This window comes from Chitinophaga niabensis (genome assembly GCF_039545795.1).
Taxonomy (GTDB): Bacteria; Bacteroidota; Bacteroidia; order Chitinophagales; family Chitinophagaceae; genus Chitinophaga; species Chitinophaga niabensis_B.
In genome coordinates this window covers 1,512,159-1,537,240 of record NZ_CP154260.1, presented here as the reverse complement: position 1 = coordinate 1,537,240, position 25,082 = coordinate 1,512,159, and the positions used below count along the sequence as shown (strand labels likewise).

The following is a 25,082-nucleotide window of genomic DNA, read 5'->3' as shown; positions in this document are numbered from 1 at the left end:
GATACTATGTCTAAAAAAGATAAATGCATTGTTGGAAACAACGATGAATGTGCAAAAGCAAGATTAACCATCCAGGATACACTTGATATCGTAGGTGGTAAATGGAAGCTGGTATTAATATCCATTTTAAGAGAAGGAAAGCTGCGATTCCGCGAATTGTCGCGCGAAGCAAATATAACACCGAGGATATTATCCAAAGAACTGCAGGAGTTAGAAATGAACGGGCTTGTTACCCGAACTGTACGCAATACAAAACCAGTTACAGTTGAGTATGAGTTAACGCCTTATAGCGAAACGCTTTCCGAAGTAATTATTGCCTTGCATAATTGGGGCAAAAATCATCGTAAACGAGTACTTGAAAATGAACTGCATGTGAAAGATTTGCAGAGCGCTTAACCATTACCCGGATCCGTATATATAATGACTGATACTCCCGCCACTATTCATGAAGGAGTTTTTGAAAGAATGGAAAGATGTTCCTGGATCAATAACAGAGTTATTGCACCCGGGAGGTAAATGATCAATTAAGTTCCGGTATTCATTGGGTGTGCTTCCATCCTTAACACTTTGGTAACATCCTGCGGCTATATTTGCCTTCCGTATGCATATCTCCCATCAACATCCTGCTGTACCAGCCTCTGTTCTCGCCGCGTTCCGGACTGGGTCTGAAAAGGCATTCCGGGAAATATTCATGGCCTACGATACCCGCCTTACCGCTTATGCATCCAAAATATGCATCACCCGGCAGGATGCAGAAGAAGTAGTACAGGATGTATTTACCAGCCTCTGGGAGCACAGGGCCGGGATGGAAGGCAATGATCTCTCCGGCTGGCTCATCACCGTATGCCGCAACAAGGCCCTTAAATCCCTGCGCAGGCAGATCCTGCATACGGATATCAGCAGCCTGCCCAAAGTACCCGCTGACCTGTCAGACCCGCTGCAACAGCTCTATTTCCAGGAGATCGAACAATACATCCACACCATTATTCAATCCCTCCCACCTATGCGGAAAAAGATCTTTCTCATGAGCCGGGATGAAGATAAAAGTTACCAGCAGATCGCGGATGAGCTGGGCATTTCCGTACTCACCGTGAAGAAGCAGATAAGCCTTGCCCTCGCACATTTACGCACACAGGTCACTCCCTATGCTTACAGCCTGGCTGTGTTGCTGTTCCCCGTATATTAACTTAATGTTACCGCTTACTACTCTGCAGGCTTTATTGGGTACTTCCTCTAAAAGCCGCCCGATATGCCTGTTTCTCCCGAACTGTTGAAGCAATTGCTGCGCAAACAGAAAGACAATACCATTACCGACCGTGAAATGGCATTGCTGCGCCTGTACCTGTCTACTCCCGAAGCGGAAGACCAGCTGGCCAGCATTGATTTCTCTGACATGCCGGATGCTGCCGGTGAGCCTGCAACATCACAGGAGATACGTTTTCAGCAGATCATGCAAAAGATACCGCGCAAACCTGTACGAAAGGTCCTATGGTACCGCCTCGCAGGCGTAGCCGCTGTGGCGCTGGTGATGACAGGCATTGGTATGTTATTGCAGGAAGATAAAGACCCCCCTATGTTAACCCTGCAAACAAGCAACGGAGAACTGAAAGAAGTTATTCTGCCAGACAGCTCCCGCATCTTCCTCAATGCCCGCTCCGCCATCCGTTACCCGGCCAGCTTCAGCGGAAAAACACGTACTGTGCAATTACTGCAGGGGCAGGCTTATTTCGACGTTACAAAACAGGAAGCACCTTTCATCGTGGAAAGCCGCGAAGGTATGCAGACCATCGTATTAGGTACCACATTCACTGTTATGACAGACAGCATTGCTAACCATTTCCAGGTAGCTGTAAAAACCGGTAAAGTGCGGGTGGAGAGGCAGCAGAATACCATTGCCACCTTGTTACCAGGTGACGGAGTGTTCTATGATTTCACTAAATCGAAAACCACACATACTGATCCTGGAGGTATCGGGGAATGGACCAGCGGGGAAGTACGCCTTTCTGAAGCCAGCTTTGCAGAAATGGCCAACCTGGTAAAACAACTCTATGGCATCACCGTCATAGCAGGCGATGCAGCTGTACAACACAATCAATATAACCTGCCTGTGAAATATGGAACAGACCTGCGGCCATTAATGGAAGTTATCTGTATGGTGAACGGGAACCGTGCGGAATGGCGGAAAGACAGTACTGCAGTGATCATTCGCTAAAAAAGAAAAACGCCTGTTAGAAGCAGGCGTCTTCAAAACACCGGTATTAGAAGTACCGGTATTTATAACAAATAAACTAGAACGAAGGTATGAAATTTTTCAGTCGGACGAAACCACGGCACCGCCTATGGCAACACCTCCTGCTCCTGGTGTGCCTCTTTACCGGTAGTCATTTGTATGCACAGCAATCCGTTTTATCCAAAAAGATCAGTATCCGCTTCACCGGTGAAAGCATGGCGGCTGCATTGGAGAAAGTAGAGAAACAGGCCGGGCTTAAACTGGCTTTTAATGCCGCCAACACCAATGGTTACAAAGCCCCTGTTACCGAATACACCAACAAAACGCTGGAGCAGGTATTGAAAGCCCTGTTACAGAATACTTCTCTTTCATTCCGGGAAGCCAATGGTTATATTATCATCAGCAAGGAAAGCAATGCCCCTGTTCGTACAAAAGGAAAACTCGTTGGCCAGGTGATAGATGAGGAACAACGGCAACCCGTTCCCGGCGCCAATATCCGCATTGGGAGTAACGGCGTCACAACGGATGAGAACGGGCATTTCAGCATCACGCTTCCGGCTGGCCATTACACCGCCATCATCAGTTATGTGGGATTTGCTTATACAGAGATCCCCGGCGTAATGGTAAAGGACGATTCTACCTCCACACTGGACATCGTATTACAAAAAGACAAACGCCAGCTGGGAGAAGTGACCGTGCGGGCTGACCGTGTGATCACCACCAACGACCGCCAGTTGATCGAAGAGATCAGAACAGCGAGAAGTATTGCTTCCGGTATTTCTTCCGAGCAGATCACGATCAGCGTAGACCGTTCTGCTTCTGAAGTAGTGCGCCGTGTATCCGGCGTTACTTTGCAGGATGGTTTTATCAGCATCCGTGGTATGACACCGCGGTACAATCCCGTTTACCTCAACAATGCTTTTCTTCCCTCTACCGATCCCAATAAAAGGGCATTCAATTTCGACCTGTTACCCTCTTCCGTGATAGACCGCATGATCGTATATAAATCTCCTGCTCCGGAACTCCCTGCTGATTTTGCCGGTGGCGTGGTAAAGGTATACACGAAAAAATCTGTTCCTATCCGCAGGCTGGAGATCAGCCTGAACGCACAATACCGCACAGGCAACAAGTTCTTTGATGATCATGTGCAGGGTGGTAGTGGTAAATACGACTGGCTGGGTTTTGACGATGGCACCCGTGCGATGCCGGTGAACATGCCGCGTAACCCTTATGGCATGGTGATCCTGGGAGATGTACCCTCCGTCCCTGATGCTTACCTGGCTGCCAACGGTGCCATTACGGACGCTTTGCTGGCACGCAGCGTTCAATCCTGGAACCTGAGCAAAAAATATCATCCGGCAGATCTTCAGGGCGATATGACCTACTATACTTACGCCAATATCGGCAAGCTGAAACTGAACAGTGTAACGGTAGGCCGTTATGAAAATCAACGCAGCTTCTATACTACCAAAACGGCACGCAGTGCCAATATGTACAGAGATACAGCATTTCCAGTTCCCGGTGTAGCGCTTACGCCCTTTACGCTTCCGAGCCTCCGTATAGGACATGATTCCGTTTACTCCTCCAGCATACGGCTGGCGGCTATGCAGCACTTCTCGCTGATCATCAATGACCGGAACGAGATCACTGCCATGGGCCTGATGAACCGCAGCACAAAACAGGTGTTGCAGATCAATACCGTTAATGAGTGGTTTGTGAACGAAGCCCCTTCGCTCTTCATCCGCCGCATGGAAAATGCATACAATACGCAGGACCTTTACATGGGCATGCTCGGTGGTTCGCATAAAACCGGCAATCAAAAACATCTGCTGGAATGGACGGCCAGCTATTCCCAGGGCATCAATAAAGATCCCAACCAGTTCTCCAACGCTTATGAGCCGGACGGCGCATCCATCATCGGCGATAGGTCCGGTGCGGGAAAGTTTGTTCAGACGGATTCAACCACCTGGAAGTTAAACGCAGCTACACGAAAAAATACCACCATCGGGCGATTTACAGATGGTGAAGGTGATGAACAGCGCTGGCAGGGAAGTCTCGATTATACCCTCACGCCACTGTTACAAAAGAAAGATTTCCTGATACGTGCAGGCGCATATGCAGAAAGCCGCCGCAAGCGATATTTCTACAGCGCACTGGCTTACAAGAACTTCCCGGAACTGGGATACAGTACAAATCCCTGGGATAACCTGGGCGACAGCCTCTTATACGCCATGCAAACAAGAAATGTACGCATGTACACCAGTGTACAGGAAGTAGGACTGGGTGGAGCACAGACAAACGGGTACACCGCCACTTTCGATAACGTAGCTGGTTACCTGGCCTCCAGTCTCCCCGTATCCTTCCGCTGGCCCTTCGGCAAACGCCCGATGATGAAGCTGGACATCTATGGCGGGTTACGCGTGGAATATTCCAAACGTATTGTGTTAGACACGAGAGGAAAACAGATCCTCGAGGAATATCAGACGAACAGCGCCGGCCAGCGGGTGCTTGTTAGCACAGCACCTGCCACACATCAGTATTTCTTTTTACCCTCTCTGAATGCCACGCTGCATATGAACAAAGAGTGGCAACTGCGCGCGAGCTATGGCAAAACGCTGAACAGGCCGGAGCTGCGCGAACTGTCTCCTTTCGTTACCTATAATCCATCAGATGGATTTACTTATATCGGAAAACCTACACTGCATGATGCACGCATCGACAACTACGATCTGCGGCTGGAATGGTATCCCGCTGCCGGAGAAGCTGTATCTGCCGGTTTTTACTACAAACATATCAATCAGCCGATCGAAGAAACGATGGCCAATACCAATACCGGTGTTCCCGGGTTCACACACAGCAATATGCCCTTTGCCCGTATCTATGGAATGGAGCTGGAAGTACGCAAACAACTGGGCTTCCTGGGTGGCGATGTATTCGAGCATATGGGCCTCATCGTGAACGCTTGTTACAACTTCACAGAAGCGAGCAACCAGGCCATGATGACGGATGCACCAGGCTACCTCAACTACTATCCCGGTGGTGAGAACAGGGCCTTCACAGGCGCTGCCCCCTGGATCCTGAATGCCGGTCTTTTTTATGACCACAAGGCCAGCGGCAGCAGAATATCATTGCAATACAATGTGCTTGCAGAACGTATCATCACTAATACCTCCGGCGGCAGGTTAATAGAACTGGAGCCTCCGGTGATTGAGCGCAGCAGGCATCTGCTCGATCTTTCCGTACTGCAGAAGATCGGCAAACACGTAAGCGTGAGAGTAGCCGCGCAGAACCTGCTGAACGTAGCGATCCGTCATTATGTGGACAATGACTTTAACCAAAAATTCAACACTGATCCAACCTTGTTCGGATGGACCATACACGGCCCGGTCCGTACGGAGAACAATAAATACATCCGCGGTGATTATTACATCCGCGACTACAAACCGGGTATTTACTATACGCTGGGATTCCAGTTCAACCTGTAAAAAATAATAGCATGAAAAGACATATATACTTACTGTTTGCGTTGCTGATGTGCACGTTCATGGCCTGTCAAAAGGAAGTGATCGATGTGCGTGATTTTGGCAGAGTGACTATCGACAGCATTTCACCGGGCATCGGGCCTGCGGGTACCTACATAGTAGTACACGGCCATAATTTCACCTATCTGAAGGCAGATGCCAAAGTGCATCTCAACAACGCCGAAGTACACATCGTTACCATGTCCCTGGACAGTATGTTGTTACAAATACCACAAGGCGCTATGACCGGAAAGCTGGAATTCAATTTTAACAGGAAGAACCAAACCGGTGGTTACAACTACAGCGGCCAGATAGATTCTGCTGCTACGGGGCCTGTATTTACGGTTGACGCATCTGCTATTCCAAAGCCCATGGTCATGGAAGTGCAGCCTATGCATGCGAGGGTTGGCGGAGAGATCACTATCAACGGATATAATTTTAAAAGTGGCAGCTGCAAAATTTTCTTCGGCGATGCGGAAGGAACCATCACGGAGATCAGCAATACACAGGTAAAAGTAAAGGTGCCGAAAATAACGCCGGATACCATACCCATGCGTGTAGAACAAGGGGCTTACGTAGTACCTGCAGGTCAATTCATTGTAGATGAAACACCCACTGGCGTAAAGGAGATCTTCTGGGCATCATGGGGCAAGGTTTACAAGGCGGTACTGGATGAAAACGGCAATCCGGTGATGACGGTTATATATGACGAATCTGACAACATAGGCGTTTATGCCGCTGGCCTAACCGTTGATAAAAAGAACGGACGCGTATACTGGTTGGACATCAACAAAGTTTACTACGGCAGTATGGATGGAAGCACTACTCCCACCCTCGTTCATACATTTCCGGAAGCAGTGATGTTGTCTGATATTGCTTTTGACAGCCAGGACAGATTATATGTAACGGCGGCAGACCTTACCTGGTCGGGTCACAATTTTATCTTCCGGGTAAACAGAGATGGAACAGGAGTAACAGAACTGTATAATCTGGCAGATATGCTGCCTGTAGGAATAAAAATAGATGAATCCAGGGGGAAATTATACTGGACAGAGCAAACGTACATGGGCACTTATGAGGGCAGCATAAACGGCCAGGCAGCACAGGCCCCCAAAGTGTTATTCGATACCAATGATGGCATCGGTGCTCCAACCAACCTGGCCCTTGACGACACGAAGATCTATATTATAGACGGGGGCAATAATGCATGCTTTGCAGGCGCACGGGATGGCTCCGGAACGCTTGAAAAACTGCCGGTCCCGGCGGAATTCATGGGGGGAGTCGGAGACCTGGAAATAGATACCGGCAATCAATACCTGTACTGGATAGTATATGATTATACGGTAAACCATGGTACGCTGTTCCGCTGTAAAACAGACGGTACCGGTTTGCAAAGGGTCATCGAAAATGTGCCCGAAGCCTATCATCTGTCTATTATTCTGTAATTCAAAAGGTTGGAAAAAAGGATACACTAAGTTCAGTTTCTTAGTGTATCCTTTTTTATTACTTAATGAGGGATTTGAAACAATTAGTATTAATTTGTATCAGTACCTTCAAACGAATAATCATGGCTCACCTTGTTACTTCTGAAACACAAATACTGAAAAGTATTCATGTAGCCAATCCCTGGAACAATGACGTGCCCGCCCAGTTCAACATTTGTGTGCAGTATAAAGGCGGGGTTGTACCTGCACATGCTGCATATGATAAACGATCCAGGTTACAGGGCTACCTTATCCATTCCTTATCTGATAATAAGTACCGGTACATGCCGGATGCATTGGCCAGATTATGGCTCGATGGGAAAGTGCCCACCCAGCAATTACCCGCGCTTTTACAACTGACCGAATCCAGGCCCGAAAGAAAAGATATCACTCCCTACCTGACCCTCAATTCCACACAACGTATCGTACGGTTCGTTGGTGTAATATTGCTTGGCATCATCACTGGCTTACTTGGTTGGTTATTGCACCAGGAAGGCCTGGCATGGGGGCTGATACTGTCTGCATGCGGCATCCTTTTCAGCATCGTGTACCTGGTGCGCTTACAGGGAATGAAAGCGAGACGAGCAGCGCTCACTGATTGGATCCTGGCCCAATTGATAGTTACAGGCAAGCGCCTATAAGGAGGAGGCTTATTCTCCATTACACTGTACCCAAGTAATTGCCAAGCAGTTAAAGGTGAACTGAAATAAATACTATAGCAAATCCCCAAACCGTTAGCTGGCATTTTGACTAAACCCGCTCACAACAAAAAATGATAATTATGACACAAAAAGAATACGCTGCATATCTCGGAAATTTAATAGGAGAAGAAATAGATACAGAAAGAAAATTTTTAGAGGAACAATTCTATGGCTATTTTCAATGTTTTATGCCTTATGGGAAAGACGCAGAAAAAATTTTTGAACCTATCTCAAATGGGCAATTATTTTACGAACGAGTAAAACCAATTTTTAAAACAACCGAAAAAGAGGCTTTAGCAATTTTTGAACAAAATGCTTCACCGGGATATTTTGTACCCGGCAAAAAAGAGGATACTAAATTAGTAAAAGAAATAGGCGAAAGAATTCTGAAAAACCTGATCGCATTTGCAGAATTTATCGAAGACGGAAACCTTATCAAAGGTTTAAAAGAAATCACCGAAATAGAAATATCGAATACAGACCAGCAGGATTTTAATAACGATAAACACCTATCCTTATACGAAGCTTTTTCTGACTGGAGAATTGAAAATTCGGATAAAAGCGAATTGGTTAGTGTTCTTGATGAAGCATACTATTCTATAAGTTGCGATTATTTTCTTTCTGCCTATTTCCAATATCCGAGATATAAAAACAAACCCGAAATCGATTTTTTAAAACCGTATTTTGAACTTTGGGAACAAGGGCGAAGATTTGTATTGAGCAACAGTAAACTAATTTTATTCTCATAAAATGAGGTACATAACAGCATCATTAAAAATGCATCTGAGGGCCGGCTTATTTTCCGTTATTGAACAAATAACCAATACTTATACCCAAACTCCTGCTTTTATGTGAAAGCTCCGGTTGCGGTTCTACGTCCGTCAGCCCCAGGTTGTAATTTGCGCTGATCAGTATCCCGGCGTTGAACTCATATCCCAGCGTAAAACCAACTCCTGCATTAAAAGGCCGTAAGTATTGCCTGGGCTCTTCAATTCCATTATATACCTTTTGCTTATCAAGCAACACCACTATTTCTTCCGGATAAGTATATCCATCATAGGCCCTGTTCACCCTGCCGCGTACCGCATATGCCAGGAAAGGGCCAGCGCCCGCAAAGAACTTACCGGGACCAAGGGAATATTTGTACAGGAAATTGACAGGCAGTTCAAGATAATGATAGCGGGCCTTTACGCTGGCATCTACCGGCCCGTCAAGAGGACCGGGGACGCGGCCACCCGCATCAAATCCGCGGAGCGTATATAACAGGCCCGGCTGAAGGGCAAAATGCTCTCCCAAAGCCACATCCACCATTACACCAGCGTGATAGCCGGATACTTTATTATAATCAAGGCCCCTTATATTATAGGCATCCGTTTTCATTTTAACATCAGTAAGATTATAACCCGCCTTTAATCCAAATCTAACCTGCGCATTTGCAGCAAACACGTACAGCAGGAAGGCTAAGAGAATAAACATTTTCTTCATGAGGGATATTTTTATATTCCCTACAACGAGGAGGAATATTGTAAGTTACATGCTTAACGATTAGTTAATATTGACATTAAAAGGTAGTATTTAACTTTAGCAGGAAACCCAATACCAAAATCCTTAACCCAAACCCTTTTTATGAAAACGTTAGCCACCAAACTCCTGCTCGTAGTCCTTATTCTATCTTCCTGTAAGAAAAACAGCATTGAAGAAGATAAGCAGCGTATAACGCTTAAAGACCTGCAGGCTACTACAAGACCCTTACCCGCCGGAGACCCTAACCTTGATCCTACATGGGACTGGACACAACAATCATGGACCGTTTACTTCAATAATGCTAACGGTTCTATTGGTACAGTCACTACCTTAAACCCCTTTATTGACGGTTCCCAGGAGATCTATGGTACTACTGATGTGCAGAATGCAGATATGTATCCCGCTAAAGGCTGGATACTGGTAGCCAGGGATTTCGGTACACCTACCGCTGCAAATGCTTATCCTTTTGTTGTTTTATATAACAAATACAGGGGCATCTTAAGAGTTTGTATCCTGAGAACGTATGATGTTCTCTCTTCGTCCCAGCAAATAGTGCTCAGTTTTGCAGCACACAACACGTATGCGGATGTGTTTAAATATAGCCCTCCTATAAACATTTACCAGAATTCCCAGACCTCCAATACCAAAACCAGTGATTATAAGCAGGTTGCGGTAACAACTGCCGGTGTACAGGAATGGATGGTATCAGATTTTGATGTACGGGGTTACAGCGCTGTAATAAATGACAACCTTGCATTCAATATCAGCATGTCTGAAATTGCACAATCAGACATTGTATTAAATGGAAATATTCAATTAAATGGTACTATAGAACCACAAGGCGGAGAATCTACCTTAGATGGAATAAAGAATCTGACAAATTTTATCACTTCATTTATTGGCCTGGGGAGCAGCATTGATGCGATCAATGGAGGATCAAGCGGATCTACCTCTGCAGGCAGTGTAAGCGGCGTATTTAATTCCTTAGTAGATTTCATATCTGCAGTCACCACCCCTCCTGACGGGAAGGGTACTTATGCGATCAAAATAAACGGCACTGTTTCACAAAAAGGAACCGTAACGTTAAAGTCTCCTAAAACATCTTTTAGTGTTTATTTAAAGAATCAGAGTGGCATATTAGCTTACAGAGCTGTTCAAAATATCAGCTGGGGTGTAATCAACATCGGTAACTGGCCTTATGTGTCCATTACAAACGACCCGATCACTACCTGGGTGCCGGATCCTAACGGAGGTCCGGATTACTCCGAGGTAACAATCGGATTTAGCAGAACAGTGGTATTTGAACCCAACTTTATTACAAAGGCCCTCGTCATCAATCCGGCTGTTGCAAATGAAGTAGCCGGTATTGAGGTGGCTTACATCACAAATGGAGACAGCCCTACCCATTCCTATGAGGTGGGGACTTTCAAACCCATTGCTCAATTTGAAGCAGAAGCTAACAATCGGCCTTACGACAAAAACAGTTTTACCAGTCCCATTGGCTGGATCAATTTCATGGCATTTGGAATTAAGATAACATTCAACAATGGCGCGGTAGTATACCAGGTGATGACCTTTTAGCTAAGACAGCTTGTTTTATAATGAGAAAGCCCTGGGAGATTTATTATTCCCGGGGCTTTTTTCAAAGCAGAAAAAATAAATTACCAAACTGGTAAAAGAACCGATCATTCAAAAAGCAGAAGTTTAATGGGCGTTCGCCTACGGATCGGATTGAAGGCCTAGTGCGCCCTATTTCAGGCTTACAAAAAATACCTACATTTGACATTATTCCCTGTTAACCACCATCGCAAACTGATCAAACCATACTATGCATTACCTGTTTTCCAGCCAAACACAGGATGAACTTGTAGTTAGCGTCCAAAAAACACCTCACACCGCATTATACATGATGCCTTGTGCCGCCGCCACAATTCACGAAGGATCTTTTGGCAGCCTGCTGACCCAGGAGATCAGAAGAGAGGAGTTTACCATCAGCCTGCATATCTTCCAGGTACATGAACTTCAGGCCTTCAAGTTCGCTGTAGAGAAACCTTATGCGGCATTTACCTATGTATTGCAAGGCGAAGCCCTCTTTTCTGTACCGGGCATGGGGAATGTTCCTATTGAAGAAGGATCATATTACCTCTTTTACTTCCCAACTGGTGTGCATACCCTGCAATTAGAAACGAATATTTGCATGATTGTTCAGATTGAGTTGACCACTACCCTGCTGAACAAACTGGCGGGTACTTACTACGGGATGTATGAGGCCCATACCAGTATCCTTGAAAATGCAACTGAGGGCATCCTGCTCAATGTAAACTGGATGAATCCCCGCATTTGCAATATATTGAGTAAACTAATATACTGCCGGCTGGTGGAAGAAATTGGTGCCCTTTACCAGGAAACCCGGATGCGAGATCTCTTATTACTATATGCAGAAGATATAAATGACAAGGACAAAAAAGAGCATGGCAATTTCAATTTTTCGTCCGCGGATATTAATGCTATTCTGGAAGCGGGAAATCAGCAGATACAGAAAATAGACGAATTTACCTATCTGAAAGATATAGCCCGAAGTGCACTGCTCCACCCTACCAAGCTGCAGGCCGGTTTTAAAAAAATATTCGGAAAAAGCCGTACAAAGCTAATTAACGAGGCCAAAATAGAAAAAGTAAAGAGCCTGTTGCAAGAAACTGATAAACCGCTAAAAGACATAGCTTACGAAACCGGATTTTGTAATACATCCTCTCTCATCAGATTCTTCAAACGCCACGAAGGTATTACCCCTCTTCAATACAGAAAATAAACACCGGAGTACATGTACCTCCGGCGTTTTGTCTTGTTTATAAACTCAGCTCCCGCTTGGTCAAATTTCCAGGCAGATCGCTGACCTCAACCTTGATGATACCACTGGCGCCATCGGGATTGGCAGCCGTTGTTGTATAAGTCCAGAAGTCATCACTTTCAGGATGCGCCATTGCCTCTCCGGATTCGATCTCTTCCCCCTCTATGTTAAGGATCGATACTTTAACAGATTTGACCTTGAAGTCGTCAGTTGCCATGATCAGGATTGGTTCACCTGATAATCCGGTATAAGTAGTTACATCCACTTCCAGGATTTCCGGAGCTTTAAAGAAATCCACCATTGCTACATTAAAGGCAGACATGCCAGGTCTTGCCTTGGCTTTATAAGCCACCTTTAAAGCGGGATCTGCCGTTGCCGTTTTTGCGTAACGATTAGCTTCTTTGAATTTGCTTCTGACTTCCACCTGGTCACCAGTAGGATTGTCCTCCCTGGGCACAGGTGGTAAGCTGATTACTGTTTTCCCGGCACGCTGCCTGAAAACAAGTTCCTCTCCCAATGCTCCGCTTGCCCCGCGCATGATAGAGTTACGGTTTTGTTTCATAAATAGTAAAATTTAAAAGTTTGAAAAAATGATTTCGAATAACTTTAAGTACTTATTGTTAACTCTGCAAAGATGAGATGCGGAAAATAAAAAGCGTATACCGCATACATGAAAAAGTATACCGACCACATGAATCTTAAAAGCATATAGTATTTTAACTATTGTTCATGACCGAACGTGAACCGAAGGAGAACCGAAGGAAAACCGAAGGACTGCCCTTGGTGTAAACGGGTTAAAATTGTATTAGAACAAAGTTGCCAAAAGATATTCTAATTATTTGCCGGCAATTAAAATTTATCATTTCCCTCAAAAACTATCAAATTCCGCACTTTCCTTCAATTCCATCAAAATCCTTCAAAATCCATCAAAAACATCATGTAGGTTTTTTTAAAAAAATCTCCACAATTAGTTTTGCCATATCGGTACCGAAAACACAGCATGCAGGAAAGACGTCTCCATCGTTCTGTGAACAATAAGGCGAACAGAGCTGGCCTTAGAATCAGTTCTATTTATCACAAAATTCAAAAAATATTAATGCTATGGTAAAAATAATTGGTGCCATACAAACAATAGGCACAATGGATAATATCAAATGCCGAAAATCGGAAGATGGTTTCATAACTCATCCGAAAAAAGAAGCCAGAGCTACCACGAAAGACCAGACCAGAGAAAACATGCAAGAGTTTGCACGCGCCCTGTCAGGAGCAACTATTATCCGAAATACATTTTCCGAATTTATCGAAGCGATAGATGTATCCTATTTTGGCCACAGGCTGAATAGTCAAATGACTAAGGTGGTAAAATCGGATGTAACTAACCCGCGTGGCTATCGCAATCTTTATGATGGTGAGCTACATCTATTGAAAGGTTTTCAATTGAATTCGGAGAAGCGTTTTTCAGATGCACTCAAAGGAGCATTTTCGGCATCTATAGATCGCGCAACCGGGTTAATGAAGGTAGTTTTCCCTTCTTTGGTTAAGATCATAAAACCAGAGGAAGCCAGCTACTTCAGGCTATACCTTTCCGGCGCTTCAATAGACTTTCAAACTGCCGCCCGACAAGTGGTATACAAGTCTGGGGAATATATGCTGATCAGGAATGAAGGTCACATTTTATCACCGCTGGAAGTACAATTGCCTGCAGCATGTACTTCCACCTTAATCCTTGCCCTTGGGATCTGCTTTTATAAGGAAGTGGATGGAAGGTTCAGCCCAATTGGCAAAGGATATAATGCGGCGGCTTTCGTAGCCGTTTCTGCACAATAAACCATAATTCATGAGTATAAAGGAACGGCTATTTAAACGAACACCTCCATTCTTCCGTAAACTTCGCACTGTTGGCCTGGTACTTATTGCAGCAGGAAGTACAGCCGGCACCGTAAACGTTCCATTGCCAGACATCGTGAAGCAGATCAGTGGTTACATAATTGTAGCGGGGAGTGTAATGGTGGCTGTTAGTCAGGCAGTCGTAAAAGATGAAGAATAGGTGTACAACGCCCCGGTTAAGCCGGGGCGTTGCTTTGTTACAGAAAAATTTCATTTTTTGGACTGCATTATTTCCCCTAATTTTTAAAGATCAGCCCCTATCCCTCTCTAAGCAAAGCATAATTCTTAATCAAAAACCAAAAACAAATGGAGAACCTCTACCACTCTGGGTATGATGCTTTATACACCAGGATCAACCAAATTCAACCCCACCCAGAGGAATTAAAAAAAGACATTATCCAAACAAGCACTATCGTAAAACTCGACAGGAAAGATATCATCGTTAGACCAGGAGAAATTTCCCGGCATAGCTATTTTATCATTGACGGCTTTGTAAGGATCTATCGCGACCATGGACGAAAGGAGTCTACAACATGGTTCCTCAACAATAATGACTTTATGCTCCAGGTACACGGATCCTTCTTTGGTAACCCCAGCCCGGAGTATCTCCAGGCAACTGATCCTACAACCTGCATCAAAATGCATATAGACGATCAAGAGGAGTTATTTAGAAAGTATCCCATGTTTTTTGTTACCTACACAAAGCTTATCCATATTTATTACACACAACTTATTGATCGGGATTCCTGCAAAGCGCTATCTGCAAAGGAAAAGTACCTAAAGCTGCTGGAAGAGTATCCTTACATCATTCAAAAAGCACAAAGCGCCCATATCGCCTCGTATTTTGGTATTTCCGAAACCTATTACAGCAAGATAAAAAACAATCGCGTTTAGTTGTCAAATGACAAAAAAAACCCGGGATTCAGATTTTTTGTCATTTGACAAACCGTTGAATTCCCGGGTTCTGTAATTTTGTGTAATAAGATATCCGACAAGAAAAACTAAACCTCAGAATATGCACCCAAAAAACAGAGCACTACCATCACTTCTTAAAAACAAATCAATCGGGAAATGAAACCGGCCCGTGTAGTGGTATACGTTCAGGATGTTATGAACATCACTGGTCTTAAAGAAGGCGCAGCGAGGCTCCTCTTACACAAAATCAGGGATAGCCTCGGCAAAAAGCCATCGCAATGTATCACCATCCAAGAGTTTTGCGAATACTCCGGCATAAAAAAGAAGACAATAAGAGAATTCTTCAAAGACTAATTTAACCTAACTAAAACCGAACCCTTATGTCAGTGAATCTATTTGAGAATTTTGAACGATTCATTCATTATGAATTATCGCAAAAGATAGAGGCCCTCCCCTGGCCGCCACCTGTGTATTATAAAAGCGTGACAGAGATCATTGAACAGGATTCAAGACGTATTTTTAAAAGGATCAATTCCGTTAAAGTGACTACTGCCTCAAGAAAAAAGGCTGCATGGTTAATACAGTCTTTTCAGGAAAAGGTCGATAACCTGTTAGGCACTTTAGGGTATTTCATGGAAAAAATATCATTTACAATAGATGATACCCCTATATCGGACAGCTGGCATGCCCTTGTGATGGAGATAATAGCTTATCTGCGAGAAATAATGGACCTATTGATATCCAGGCACCCAGACCTATTTGACATAGACCAGGTAATGTCAGATGTGATGGAAATGTTTTTCGTAAAAGAAACCCGGGAAAAGATAAGCGATCAACTAGAACTGCTTCAGGAAGGAACTGCTTGCTACGAAGCCTATAAACTTCTTCTCCTGCCAATTGAAGAGCCTGAAAATGAATTCGTTTATAGACATATTTTCTATTATCAGGCATTGATCAAAGACACAACTTCAATAATACGCCGGGAGGTGAATGATGCCGAGAAAGCCGGATCTATCAGGCAACTTCTCTGGAAGTTGAATTTTAATCATCCTAGATATGTAGCAATGATCCGGGAAGAGTACTTAGCGTATTTGGATAATAGTCAGGGGAAAGAGCGGATAAAAAAATGCCTGGAATTAAGAAAAAATATAAAGTTGAACAGGTCACTCAGCGGAGCTCAATTGTATTTTCTGGGACCTTCCCTCGAAAAACAATGTGAAACATGGATAAATACAGAGTTAAGTTGTATCAGGGCCTTGATGGTTACGGAGTCCATTATTACAACAAATCCTTTCGCTGAGTTCAAAGTAAAGACAAAGCTTTCCTTGCCCCAAATAGCAGGTCTATTGCGCTTATTTTTAAATGAGGACAGGCGTGAACTAGTCCGGTTCATGGCCAGGTATTTTGTTACCATATCCGGGCAACCATTCACTCCCGCGGCACTTACCCGAAGTTATGATAAGAATAAGGGGAAATCGCTCTTTCAGCAATTAAAGAGCCTATTTGAGCAAAAAGAGAGGTGAAGCAATCCACTTTAAAGATAAATTATCAGAAAGATGTTTTCATTAGGATATGGGTTTTTCATAGGATAGATAACAAACTGCCCACTTCTGCGGGCAGTTTTAAACCTTGGTTTAATAAGCGCTGAAATGTTCATAAAGCACCTTAAATATCATCGGAGCACAATTATAATCTGCCTCATTTGCTGGGTAATATTTCTTATTACAGCTAACCGGGCCTTTGTTGCTGGATCCACTTTGAGCCTAATTTTCCTTTATCTAACCTGCAATAGGTTTCGTATTGGAAAACTAAAACTTATTTCTTGTCTAATTTTTCTTGCTATTATACTGCTTGTGCTCTCAACTATTATTGATCCTGATTCATCGAGAGGCAGATTGCTTATATATAAAATATCACTGCCAATTTGGAAAGATCATTTCTTTTCAGGAATTGGCCCTGGTAAATTCGCAAGTATCTATAATATATATCAGGCGGAATACTTTGGGGGTGGACTAAATACCAGCAAAGAGCTATTACTTGCGGACAATACCTATTACGCCTTTAACGATTACCTTCAATTTGTGGTTGAATATGGAATTGCAGGCATTATTGCACTGGTTGTCTATTTCTGGTTTTTAATCGAGCTCGTTTTATACTTAATAAGGAACAAAAAAGAGGATCTTAAATCGACCATCTTCTTCACATCACAAATAATCACTATTTCTTTTGCTGCATTTTTCACCCATATTTATGAAAACCCCATTATCTGGTGCATTTTAATCAGCGCTATACTTACTCTGGTTTTAACTGCTTATAAGGTAAGTATAAACAAGAAATACTCGCTACCCCTACTATTTTCAGTTAATATTCTTGTATTAAGCTTAAGTAACTGGGAATATATCATTAATAAGCAGGCATATAACGATTGGAAAGATGCAAGGATACTAAGTGAAACGGGCGCAATCACAGCATCTTTACTTTCGTATAAAAAAGCATACAATGATCTACATCAGAACTACGAGTTCCTTCTTTCATATGGAAATTCCCTACAAGAACTCCATCATTTCTCCTTAGCACTGGAAATATACACCCAGGCCAGCATTATTAGGATCTCTAATAGTTTATTAGACAATATCGCCACTTGTCATCAAAAATTAGGAAATCTAAATGAGGCAGAATCCTTTTTCTTAAGATCAATATTCACAGTCCCAAATCGATTTAAAAACAGGTACCATCTTTTCAATTTCTATTTAATAACTGGTCAAATGGAGAAAGCATCCATTTGTGGTAATTCTATCCTAAGTCTTCCAGTTAAAATCCCCTCTATTAAAATAGATGAGATACGGATGGATGTAATAAGAAAACTAAACAAAATAGGCTCCAATGGAGACAAAGGCAATTTTTCATTCATTAATCAAACCATTGAACATGAAAAGTAAAATTGTACAATCTATTTCTTTCCATATTTCAACATTTCTATTCCTGGTTATAATTGCATGCAACAAATATCACAATCCACCGGACATTACCGATCAGGAATTAACAATTTCTGCAGCGCGAAACTACTTTAATGAAAGATATCAGCAAAGCACGCCAAAATCAACAAATCTGAGACAGAGATCCGCTACATCTGGTCCTATTTATCCTTACTGGAGGCAGGCAACAACCTATTCAAAAAAGGGAATTACTTACATTGAAATTCCAACTGTTTTTCTTGTTAAACAATCTATAAATGTGAGTACGCGGTCTTCCAAATCGGAAAAAAAGAAAGAAAAACACGCCCCAACAGGAGGAATACAAAGATTGCTGTTATATAAGAACAAAACGGATGGAAATATTAAAGAGATATTCATCAACTACGTTCCAGATGAGGGATACTTAAAGAGTAAGGGGTACGATATAAGTGGTAACCGCCTTAATGCAATTGATGATGATTATTATGGTTTCATAGTTTACACCAGGGTGGACCATTCTCCCTTGTTTATGTTAAGAATTGAAAACGGAAAGGCCAAAAGAATGATTTCTCTGAATAAGCCCGGTGGCAGTTCAGCCAGAAAAGCTAACAATGGGGTTAATACAAATGCAAATTATGAGTGCTGGGAATATTGTACAGAGTATTGGCAGGAAACCTGCTGGGATGTGCCAGATCCGATGCCCGGTAGCCCTTCCTTTGAATGTGGAGAACCAGTTTACCTGTATGATATCTGCATTTATGAATGCTTTGAATCGGAAGAAGAATATGATCCTGGAAATCCCGGAGAATATCCGGGGGAAAACCAGGGAGGGTTTCCCATTCCATATACCTTTTATAGTGAGTATGTGCATAGTGCCTCTGAATTAGAGGTTGATATAAATGACTACCTTAAGTGCTTTAGGCGAAACCTGGGGGCCAAAATTACAATTTACTCTGATCAACCAGTTCCTAATACGCGGAACGTGATTACAACTACAAATGGCATAGCTGATGTTGGCCATGCATTTGTAAGCATTGAACAAACGGTTAATGGTGTTATCACCCGGCGAACATTCGGCTATTACCCTTCAGAAGATGCCAAAATGTTTAATTACAGCAATCCACATGCATTTGCAGATGATAGTTATAAACATTATGATGTAAAGATTGAAAAAAATGTTGGGGCTCAAGTCTTTGCAGATATTCTTGACATGTGCTATAATGCAACAGCAAATTACGATCTTTACAGGTATAATTGCACCGATTTTGCCATTGATATAGGAAGAGCTGCAGGGCTGAATATACCTTATACAAAAAACCAGTTATTTCCTGGCCGAAACCCAGGCGATCTTGGGCAGGATATGAGAAATATACCAGGAGCAGATGGAACACCCGGCTCCGCTCTTTCAAATACAGGTAATTGCAATTAATCACACTAAACTCTTATTATATGCTTATTTTATTATTATTAGCACTTCTTAATCCATTTAAGCTTGATCAGCCCAAATGGAGCGAGCTAACATCTTTTGAAATTCATACTATTGTAGAAATAGATCAGTTCCACAAAATGAATGATGTTGATATCCAGAAATTGCCGTCCAAAATGGCAGATCTAAATGAAGCTAAAAAAATACTCTCCACCGCGAAAGTAAAATCAATCCCGATACTCTGGAAAGGGACTGCCCGCGTGGCAGTAGCGAAATTTAAGGATGGCAGTAGGCGAACGATACTTATCAATACCTATGGGCATTCATTCAGGGATGTTACAGGGAAGGTAGATTACACATTTGAGGAAAATGGCGATGCCTGGACTTCATTTATTAAGAGTAATAGGCCATAGTGAGTTTCTGCCCTTTAGGCAAAACGGCTTAAAAAAAAACAAATTTGCATTAGATAGGTCTTTCATATTAAATGGTTAAAAATAAACAGCCTACTTCTGTGGGCAGTTTTATCTATTCAATCCATAAACATTTATCGCTAGATTAGTAACTCGTACAACCTTGGCTCACGCCCCATTACCGGAAGAATGCATCCCATTGCAAAATAATGAGAATCCCTCCTTAACAAGCAATTAAGAATTCTCAGGGTTTTAACCCAACAGGTAATCCTTTTATTTTCAGGTATTTTCATTCCATGACGATTAGGGATGATCTTCTCCACAAAGCAGGAACCAACGGGTATACCAGCATATTTATGGGTATAAAAAACACCAATAATATACCTTTGTATAGATGCGATACAATCCTCGATAAATACAATAATTGATAAATACAAGAATATGATACCAACCTATCAACATCACAACTGCATTACCGATTATATGAAATTACTTAACGTAAAAGCAAATGATTTAGCTAAGCATATGAAAATGACTAAATCACAAATGCATAAATGGATGAGCAATACCTACCAACCAAGAATTGATCAACTTTACAACATAGCTGACTGTTTAAAGATACACCCGACAAGATTGATATCTGCATATACTTCTGAACCTTCCATTTTTAATACAGTAACATATGTATCAGCAAACAGATAAGCTAAACAGAATTAAAGCTCTTCTTTGTCTGCAGGAAAAGACAGGAGGTGAGCTGGCGAAATATTTAAATTGTCACCCGGCAACCGTAAGTATATGGTGCCAAAATAAAAGACAACCACGTTTGAACAAATTAGCCATGATAGTAAAGTTTCTCAAGGTACATCCCGGAGATTTGATGCAAGGATATGTAATAAGGCATAAAAATTAGTGAAATAATTGAGTAGCCTCTAAGTCAAAGTACAATTAATTATAGCGGGTGTGACTTTAATTTATCTAATAATTGTTGTGCGTCACCAATTAGATCTTGAGGAATGTTTTGCGAAAATTCATTTCCAGGCGCTTTAACTCCTTGAGCTTCATTCAGTGTTTCTACCTCTTTCTGATTCAAATTAAAAAAATTATAAGTAAAGCGCCCTTTATCTGTGAGTGGTGTATACTTAATTATTTTTTTATCGTTTTTGGCTTTGAATAAATATTCAATATTGTCGAAATAGTTATCAAGGTTAGGATGGCTAAAAAGATATTGACCAGCATTTTGTGGTTGGAGACGAATTTGGTTCAAATCCAAAAGGAAATCAGTTCGTTCCTTTTTTATGCTCATGTTACATCTTTTGCATGAAACACTTAAATTGAACAATTCGAACATGAAATCTCCAAATTTTGATTTGGGCAAAACATGCTCTATATCAACAACCATCATAAATTCATTTGTAAAATCCGTTCTGCAATAGCAACATTGTTCAGTTGTTAGCCCTAAACAATGAAGCTTAATTTTTCTCTTTAAATCAGACAAAGTTTCGTCATTCCATACATCGCCCCCCCTATTTATAGCTGCTTTAATTAAATGAATTTCTTCTGGCCCTAACACCATATATTAAGCTTTTTTTATTCTTCTTCCCATTTCGATTATATCGTGTAAGACCTCCTTCTGTTTATCATCATAGGAATTGGAATTTAGTTCGTTTATCGTTTTTTCAAATTCTATCAAAGTGATACCTCCGTCAGCCAAATCATTCATTTTATGAATAACAAGTTCTGATAAATACCTATTTTCTGGTGTAGTTACGTCAAAATAATCTTGATATATTTCTTCTACATTATTAGTTTCGTTTTCCTGCAATTTAAATTCACCCTTAACACCTTTAAATATTTGAATAGCTTTTGAAAGCAAATCTGCACCATTAATAATAAGAGGTGAATGTGTGGCTATTATTATTTTAGGCTGGTAAAGATAAAATAGCTCACTCATGTTTTTAACATATTCAATCTGCCATTTTGGATGCAGACTATTTTCTGGTTCATCAATTAGAATTACTGAATCATATGAAATAATGCTGGTTATAAATAGAAGAGTCGAAATCAAAGTAAGCTCACCTGAACTGGCACCATTTAAAGGAATTGTTTCTCTTTCTCTGTATAAAAAAAAGTCTACATAGCTAATTACTTTATGTTTTCGTAATTCGCTCTCATATTTGAACAAGGTTAATAAATATGAATCTTTAATGGCTTGAAATGAGCGGTTATCTACAGTTATCTTAGCAGTGGAATATTTATACTGAAATTGGCGTCTGTAATTTTCAAGGCAATAAGTAATTTCCTCCTTACTCTGCGGGCTAAGATCGCTTTGAGCGATTATATCTATGGCATTATATTTCAGGCCCCGAAGCTTAAATCCGAGTAATTTCCAATAACCTATATAAGAAAGTGTATTTCCAATGCTATTTAATCTTTTCATATCATCCCGGGCCACCATCGCAAGACATTGTATTAAAGCCTTTCTTATAATGCTTTTACCTTCAGATGCTTTTAAAGAAAAAAATCTTTTATTCTTGACCTTGAATTTGTCATGTATCGTGTTAGCAATTGCAATAACCTGAGTGTAAGAATCGATGTATTTCTTTGCTATGTCATTTAACATCGTACTTTTTCCACTACCATTTTCTCCAATCAAAATGGCTATATCATCTTCACTACGTTTTTTAATTAATAATTCATTGGGGATTTGAAACATGCCTGTGAAGGACATAGAATTTAGTTTAGGCTAAAATACTTCAATTCCCTATAATATATACATCTTAATGGAACCATTTTGTAGACATATTAGGTCAATCTGAACCAACTCCCCCCTCATTGTAGACTTTTAGAACATAAGTGAGTTTTTATAGAGTATCTTATGATAATGCATTTCATTTCATCACATTGTGTATGAAATTTATTTGGAGGCTATAACTTTTCAATTTCGTCCAATGGCACCTTAATTTCTTCATGATTATATTTGATGCTAATATAAAGCTCTCCAAACTGAATGAATAACCCGGCATTTACACCTTTTCCCCTTTCCGGTTTCCAACTTGCATGATTTCGGAGGTAATGCTTAATCTTTGGGTACAAATCAAGTGGAGGCACCCACTTTTTTGTACTTAACAGGCTTACAAAAACCTTAAATCCCGGAGGTTGGCCAGCTGCAATTGTCAGCTTCTCCTTTTCACCCACAAGATCAACCTGGTATACGTGCTTTCTCTTATCAAATTTGATTGCCTGGAAATGAGCGTTTACCTGGGAGAAATCCTTATAAGGCGTAATGAGAAACGCTTCTATAATATCTGTCTGAACATGATCCATTCCTCGAGGAAAGGACTGCCGTACAAAATATTGGAAACCGCTTGCGCAAAGCCTTTCCAATAACTGTGTTGTTAGAAGTGCCAAGGGGTTGTGCATGTTTAAATATTAATGGTTAATACCTGGTCCAGTCTAGTGGTATAACATTGGGAAAGTTTCTCCTGGCGAAGTTTCCATTTACGTCCATAACCCTGAACGGCAAATTTGACTAACTCTTTGGCTCCACAGGATCTGTTGATGGCATCCATGGCCTTCATGAGCCGATCATTACGGGGGCGATCTACTTCATCAAATAATCCGCGCTGTGCTGAGTTGGCAGGAATAAGGTCCAACAACAGGACACCCACCTTCTTAAAGTTATATCCATCCCGCCAAATATGATCCAAGCCGGTTCTTGCGTAGTGTAACAGCTCACTGGTCGCGGATGTGGCAACGGGTAATTGTATATTTATTGATTTGTAATACTGAAGGTCCTGTGGGCGAAAATTATTTGTTTGGATGAAAACATTGATCATCCTGCAGCAGCTGCCCTGTTCCCTTAGCTTCTTGGCTGCTGTTGCCGTATAGTTTGCCAGGGCCTCGGTCACCTCCTTTTTTTCGGATAATAATTGTCCGAATGAACGAGCTACACATATATTCTGTTTGGCTGGCGGTTCTTGCTCAAATTCTATACAGGGAATGCCTTTCAGTTCATTATAGGTGCGCTGACCAACAACGGTCATATTTTTACGTACCCATTCTTCCGGTGCTAAAGAAAGATCCAAAGCTGTCCGGAAGCCATTCCGCTTCAAAAGTTGTGCATACTGCGGGCCAACGCCCCATATGTCTCCTACCTCCGTATATTGGAGTACTTCCTGAATCTTTTCAGTAGAATCAAGGATATGCGTCCCAATGTGTTTTTTCATTTTTTTAGCGTAACGATTGGCCATCTTAGCTAATGTTTTTGAGGGCGCTATGCCAATCGTAACCGGTATACCCACGGCTTTGATTGCGGATTTAATATCTGCTGCATACCGTTCAACATCGATGTTCGGCATATCTCCAAGAAATAGGAAGGCTTCATCGATGCTATAGGTTTCTACCGTTCCGCAATAGGTCTGTAACACCTGCATGACCCGGCCTGACAGGCTGCCGTATAGCGCGTAATTGCTGGAAAAAACCGCAACATTGTGGCTACTTAACATTTCTTCCATGAAAAAGGCAGGGGCGCCCATTTCAATACCTATTTCCTTAGCCTCATCAGATCTGGCAATAACGCAACCATCATTGTTGCTGAGTACTACTACAGGTCTTCCCTGCAGGCTTGGTTGAAATAGTCTTTCGCAAGAAACATAAAAATTATTGCAATCAACAAGCGCAATCATAAATAAAGATTGGGATCAATAAAAATACGGGTAACTACACCCCAAACTTCGAAATCATCATCTGGTTTTATTGTATAGGGATCATATTCCGGATTTTCCGGATGTAACATCCAGCCTGCTCCTGTCTTTAGCAGTCTTTTAAGGGTAAATTCCCGATTGAGTTTAGCAATTACCAGGTGCCGGTCCCGGGGAGTGATATTTCGATCCACTGCAATGAGTGCCTTGCTGGGAATATATGCGTCTCGCATGGAATCTCCATTTACTTTAATGACATATACAGTAGGTGAATTGAGATTGAACAGTTTTACCAGATCTAGCTCCTCCTCCATATAATCCAATGCCGGAGAAGGGAACCCTGCAGATATTGGGACGTCAATTAATTTGAACTGAAGGGTTTCTTTTTCACTTAGTGCATATATTACATACTCTTTATATTTTCCGACAGCCTTCATGATGTACTAATTTATTTAGCAATATTACTAAATTAATTAGTTAAC

General features: G+C 41.9%; 25 protein-coding genes. 18 read left to right on the top strand and 7 right to left on the bottom strand.

The genetic code is table 11. The features are described 5' to 3' along the window. The first annotated feature begins 6 nt into the window (after positions 1-6). The 7 genes from AAHN97_RS06480 (at position 7) to AAHN97_RS06450 (ending at position 8,685) form a co-directional block, all read left to right on the top strand. The gene (locus AAHN97_RS06480) at positions 7-396 is read left to right on the top strand and encodes a winged helix-turn-helix transcriptional regulator (RefSeq protein WP_343306742.1); all 390 of its coding nucleotides are present in this window, start codon (positions 7-9) and stop codon (positions 394-396) included. A 205-nt stretch (positions 397-601) separates the two neighbouring features. Then, positions 602-1,186: an RNA polymerase sigma-70 factor gene (locus AAHN97_RS06475; RefSeq protein ID WP_343306741.1), complete on the top strand. Its 585-nt coding sequence runs from the start codon at positions 602-604 to the stop codon at positions 1,184-1,186. Positions 1,187-1,249: 63 nt separating this feature from the next. Beyond that, entirely contained in the window at positions 1,250-2,212 is a 963-nt protein-coding gene (locus AAHN97_RS06470) for a FecR family protein (RefSeq protein ID WP_343306740.1), read from the top strand. Between the two features lie 89 nt (positions 2,213-2,301). Continuing rightward, positions 2,302-5,715 (top strand): TonB-dependent receptor, encoded by a 3,414-nt coding sequence (locus AAHN97_RS06465; protein ID WP_343306739.1) that lies wholly within the window; start codon positions 2,302-2,304, stop codon positions 5,713-5,715. An 11-nt stretch (positions 5,716-5,726) separates the two neighbouring features. After that, positions 5,727-7,196 carry an IPT/TIG domain-containing protein gene (locus AAHN97_RS06460; protein WP_343306738.1) on the top strand — a complete coding sequence of 490 codons (1,470 nt, stop codon included), beginning with the start codon at positions 5,727-5,729 and terminating at the stop codon, positions 7,194-7,196. Between the two features lie 122 nt (positions 7,197-7,318). Then, positions 7,319-7,876 (top strand): hypothetical protein, encoded by a 558-nt coding sequence (locus tag AAHN97_RS06455; RefSeq protein WP_343306737.1) that lies wholly within the window; start codon positions 7,319-7,321, stop codon positions 7,874-7,876. Between the two features lie 140 nt (positions 7,877-8,016). Further along, on the top strand, positions 8,017-8,685 hold the full coding sequence (locus AAHN97_RS06450; protein ID WP_343306736.1) for a hypothetical protein: 669 nt from the start codon (positions 8,017-8,019) through the stop codon (positions 8,683-8,685). 46 nt (positions 8,686-8,731) lie between these two features. Here the strand turns inward: AAHN97_RS06450 and AAHN97_RS06445 are convergent, their stop codons facing one another. After that, positions 8,732-9,421, bottom strand: coding sequence for a porin family protein (locus AAHN97_RS06445; RefSeq protein WP_343306735.1), 690 nt, complete (start codon positions 9,419-9,421; stop codon positions 8,732-8,734). A 141-nt stretch (positions 9,422-9,562) separates the two neighbouring features. Here AAHN97_RS06445 and AAHN97_RS06440 point away from each other — a divergent pair, with 141 nt between their 5' ends. Further along, the gene (locus tag AAHN97_RS06440; RefSeq protein WP_343306734.1) at positions 9,563-11,041 is read left to right on the top strand and encodes a hypothetical protein; all 1,479 of its coding nucleotides are present in this window, start codon (positions 9,563-9,565) and stop codon (positions 11,039-11,041) included. A gap of 247 nt (positions 11,042-11,288) precedes the next feature. Next, a complete protein-coding gene (locus AAHN97_RS06435) occupies positions 11,289-12,269 on the top strand; it encodes a helix-turn-helix transcriptional regulator (RefSeq protein WP_343306733.1) in 981 nt (326 codons plus the stop codon). Between the two features lie 37 nt (positions 12,270-12,306). Here the strand turns inward: AAHN97_RS06435 and AAHN97_RS06430 are convergent, their stop codons facing one another. Beyond that, positions 12,307-12,870: a hypothetical protein gene (locus tag AAHN97_RS06430; protein ID WP_343306732.1), complete on the bottom strand. Its 564-nt coding sequence runs from the start codon at positions 12,868-12,870 to the stop codon at positions 12,307-12,309. A 578-nt stretch (positions 12,871-13,448) separates the two neighbouring features. On the opposite strand from AAHN97_RS06430, the gene AAHN97_RS06425 reads away from it, so the two are divergent. The 9 genes from AAHN97_RS06425 to AAHN97_RS28975 all read left to right on the top strand — a co-directional run bounded on the left by AAHN97_RS06425 (position 13,449) and on the right by AAHN97_RS28975 (position 20,810). Next, on the top strand, positions 13,449-14,135 hold the full coding sequence (locus AAHN97_RS06425; RefSeq protein ID WP_343306731.1) for a hypothetical protein: 687 nt from the start codon (positions 13,449-13,451) through the stop codon (positions 14,133-14,135). 10 nt (positions 14,136-14,145) lie between these two features. Then, positions 14,146-14,355, top strand: coding sequence for a hypothetical protein (locus tag AAHN97_RS06420; RefSeq protein WP_343306730.1), 210 nt, complete (start codon positions 14,146-14,148; stop codon positions 14,353-14,355). A 146-nt stretch (positions 14,356-14,501) separates the two neighbouring features. Next, positions 14,502-15,089 (top strand): Crp/Fnr family transcriptional regulator, encoded by a 588-nt coding sequence (locus AAHN97_RS06415; protein WP_343306729.1) that lies wholly within the window; start codon positions 14,502-14,504, stop codon positions 15,087-15,089. Positions 15,090-15,490: 401 nt separating this feature from the next. Next, complete coding sequence (locus AAHN97_RS06410; protein WP_343306728.1) at positions 15,491-16,633, top strand: hypothetical protein; 1,143 nt, start codon at positions 15,491-15,493, stop codon at positions 16,631-16,633. Positions 16,634-16,759: 126 nt separating this feature from the next. Continuing rightward, positions 16,760-18,049, top strand: coding sequence for an O-antigen ligase family protein (locus AAHN97_RS06405; RefSeq protein ID WP_343306727.1), 1,290 nt, complete (start codon positions 16,760-16,762; stop codon positions 18,047-18,049). Next, positions 18,039-19,493, top strand: a complete 1,455-nt coding sequence (locus AAHN97_RS06400; RefSeq protein ID WP_343306726.1) for a hypothetical protein — start codon at positions 18,039-18,041, stop codon at positions 19,491-19,493. The genes AAHN97_RS06405 and AAHN97_RS06400 overlap by 11 nt, the downstream gene beginning before the upstream one ends. Before the next feature lie 20 nt (positions 19,494-19,513). Further along, positions 19,514-19,903 carry a hypothetical protein gene (locus AAHN97_RS06395; RefSeq protein WP_343306725.1) on the top strand — a complete coding sequence of 130 codons (390 nt, stop codon included), beginning with the start codon at positions 19,514-19,516 and terminating at the stop codon, positions 19,901-19,903. 438 nt (positions 19,904-20,341) lie between these two features. Next, complete coding sequence (locus AAHN97_RS28980) at positions 20,342-20,602, top strand: helix-turn-helix domain-containing protein (protein ID WP_430516965.1); 261 nt, start codon at positions 20,342-20,344, stop codon at positions 20,600-20,602. Next, the gene (locus AAHN97_RS28975) at positions 20,583-20,810 is read left to right on the top strand and encodes a helix-turn-helix domain-containing protein (RefSeq protein WP_430516964.1); all 228 of its coding nucleotides are present in this window, start codon (positions 20,583-20,585) and stop codon (positions 20,808-20,810) included. The genes AAHN97_RS28980 and AAHN97_RS28975 overlap by 20 nt, the downstream gene beginning before the upstream one ends. Positions 20,811-20,849: 39 nt before the next feature. Here the strand turns inward: AAHN97_RS28975 and AAHN97_RS06390 are convergent, their stop codons facing one another. From AAHN97_RS06390 to AAHN97_RS06370, 5 genes are all read right to left on the bottom strand, one after another. Further along, a complete protein-coding gene (locus AAHN97_RS06390; protein ID WP_343306724.1) occupies positions 20,850-21,473 on the bottom strand; it encodes an HNH endonuclease in 624 nt (207 codons plus the stop codon). 3 nt (positions 21,474-21,476) lie between these two features. Further along, on the bottom strand, positions 21,477-22,628 hold the full coding sequence (locus AAHN97_RS06385) for an AAA family ATPase (protein WP_343306723.1): 1,152 nt from the start codon (positions 22,626-22,628) through the stop codon (positions 21,477-21,479). A gap of 197 nt (positions 22,629-22,825) precedes the next feature. Beyond that, entirely contained in the window at positions 22,826-23,320 is a 495-nt protein-coding gene (locus AAHN97_RS06380) for a hypothetical protein (protein WP_343306722.1), read from the bottom strand. 2 nt (positions 23,321-23,322) lie between these two features. Next, positions 23,323-24,585, bottom strand: coding sequence for a Y-family DNA polymerase (locus AAHN97_RS06375; RefSeq protein WP_343306721.1), 1,263 nt, complete (start codon positions 24,583-24,585; stop codon positions 23,323-23,325). Beyond that, the gene (locus AAHN97_RS06370) at positions 24,582-25,037 is read right to left on the bottom strand and encodes a LexA family protein (protein WP_343306720.1); all 456 of its coding nucleotides are present in this window, start codon (positions 25,035-25,037) and stop codon (positions 24,582-24,584) included. Before AAHN97_RS06370 ends, AAHN97_RS06375 begins: the two co-directional genes overlap by 4 nt. Positions 25,038-25,082: the final 45 nt, after the last annotated feature.

Excerpts from the sequence above, each read along its gene's own strand:
- AAHN97_RS06480 (WP_343306742.1), top strand. The coding sequence starts at position 7 with ATGTCTAAAAAAGATAAATGCATTGTTGGAAACAACGATGAATGTGCA.
- AAHN97_RS06475 (WP_343306741.1), top strand. The coding sequence starts at position 602 with ATGCATATCTCCCATCAACATCCTGCTGTACCAGCCTCTGTTCTCGCC.
- AAHN97_RS06470 (WP_343306740.1), top strand. The coding sequence starts at position 1,250 with ATGCCTGTTTCTCCCGAACTGTTGAAGCAATTGCTGCGCAAACAGAAA.
- AAHN97_RS06465 (WP_343306739.1), top strand. The coding sequence starts at position 2,302 with ATGAAATTTTTCAGTCGGACGAAACCACGGCACCGCCTATGGCAACAC.
- AAHN97_RS06460 (WP_343306738.1), top strand. The coding sequence starts at position 5,727 with ATGAAAAGACATATATACTTACTGTTTGCGTTGCTGATGTGCACGTTC.
- AAHN97_RS06455 (WP_343306737.1), top strand. The coding sequence starts at position 7,319 with ATGGCTCACCTTGTTACTTCTGAAACACAAATACTGAAAAGTATTCAT.
- AAHN97_RS06450 (WP_343306736.1), top strand. The coding sequence starts at position 8,017 with ATGACACAAAAAGAATACGCTGCATATCTCGGAAATTTAATAGGAGAA.
- AAHN97_RS06445 (WP_343306735.1), bottom strand. The coding sequence starts at position 9,421 with ATGAAGAAAATGTTTATTCTCTTAGCCTTCCTGCTGTACGTGTTTGCT.
- AAHN97_RS06440 (WP_343306734.1), top strand. The coding sequence starts at position 9,563 with ATGAAAACGTTAGCCACCAAACTCCTGCTCGTAGTCCTTATTCTATCT.
- AAHN97_RS06435 (WP_343306733.1), top strand. The coding sequence starts at position 11,289 with ATGCATTACCTGTTTTCCAGCCAAACACAGGATGAACTTGTAGTTAGC.
- AAHN97_RS06430 (WP_343306732.1), bottom strand. The coding sequence starts at position 12,870 with ATGAAACAAAACCGTAACTCTATCATGCGCGGGGCAAGCGGAGCATTG.
- AAHN97_RS06425 (WP_343306731.1), top strand. The coding sequence starts at position 13,449 with ATGGATAATATCAAATGCCGAAAATCGGAAGATGGTTTCATAACTCAT.
- AAHN97_RS06420 (WP_343306730.1), top strand. The coding sequence starts at position 14,146 with ATGAGTATAAAGGAACGGCTATTTAAACGAACACCTCCATTCTTCCGT.
- AAHN97_RS06415 (WP_343306729.1), top strand. The coding sequence starts at position 14,502 with ATGGAGAACCTCTACCACTCTGGGTATGATGCTTTATACACCAGGATC.
- AAHN97_RS06410 (WP_343306728.1), top strand. The coding sequence starts at position 15,491 with ATGTCAGTGAATCTATTTGAGAATTTTGAACGATTCATTCATTATGAA.
- AAHN97_RS06405 (WP_343306727.1), top strand. The coding sequence starts at position 16,760 with ATGTTCATAAAGCACCTTAAATATCATCGGAGCACAATTATAATCTGC.
- AAHN97_RS06400 (WP_343306726.1), top strand. The coding sequence starts at position 18,039 with ATGAAAAGTAAAATTGTACAATCTATTTCTTTCCATATTTCAACATTT.
- AAHN97_RS06395 (WP_343306725.1), top strand. The coding sequence starts at position 19,514 with ATGCTTATTTTATTATTATTAGCACTTCTTAATCCATTTAAGCTTGAT.
- AAHN97_RS28980 (WP_430516965.1), top strand. The coding sequence starts at position 20,342 with ATGATACCAACCTATCAACATCACAACTGCATTACCGATTATATGAAA.
- AAHN97_RS28975 (WP_430516964.1), top strand. The coding sequence starts at position 20,583 with ATGTATCAGCAAACAGATAAGCTAAACAGAATTAAAGCTCTTCTTTGT.
- AAHN97_RS06390 (WP_343306724.1), bottom strand. The coding sequence starts at position 21,473 with ATGGTGTTAGGGCCAGAAGAAATTCATTTAATTAAAGCAGCTATAAAT.
- AAHN97_RS06385 (WP_343306723.1), bottom strand. The coding sequence starts at position 22,628 with ATGTCCTTCACAGGCATGTTTCAAATCCCCAATGAATTATTAATTAAA.
- AAHN97_RS06380 (WP_343306722.1), bottom strand. The coding sequence starts at position 23,320 with ATGCACAACCCCTTGGCACTTCTAACAACACAGTTATTGGAAAGGCTT.
- AAHN97_RS06375 (WP_343306721.1), bottom strand. The coding sequence starts at position 24,585 with ATGATTGCGCTTGTTGATTGCAATAATTTTTATGTTTCTTGCGAAAGA.
- AAHN97_RS06370 (WP_343306720.1), bottom strand. The coding sequence starts at position 25,037 with ATGAAGGCTGTCGGAAAATATAAAGAGTATGTAATATATGCACTAAGT.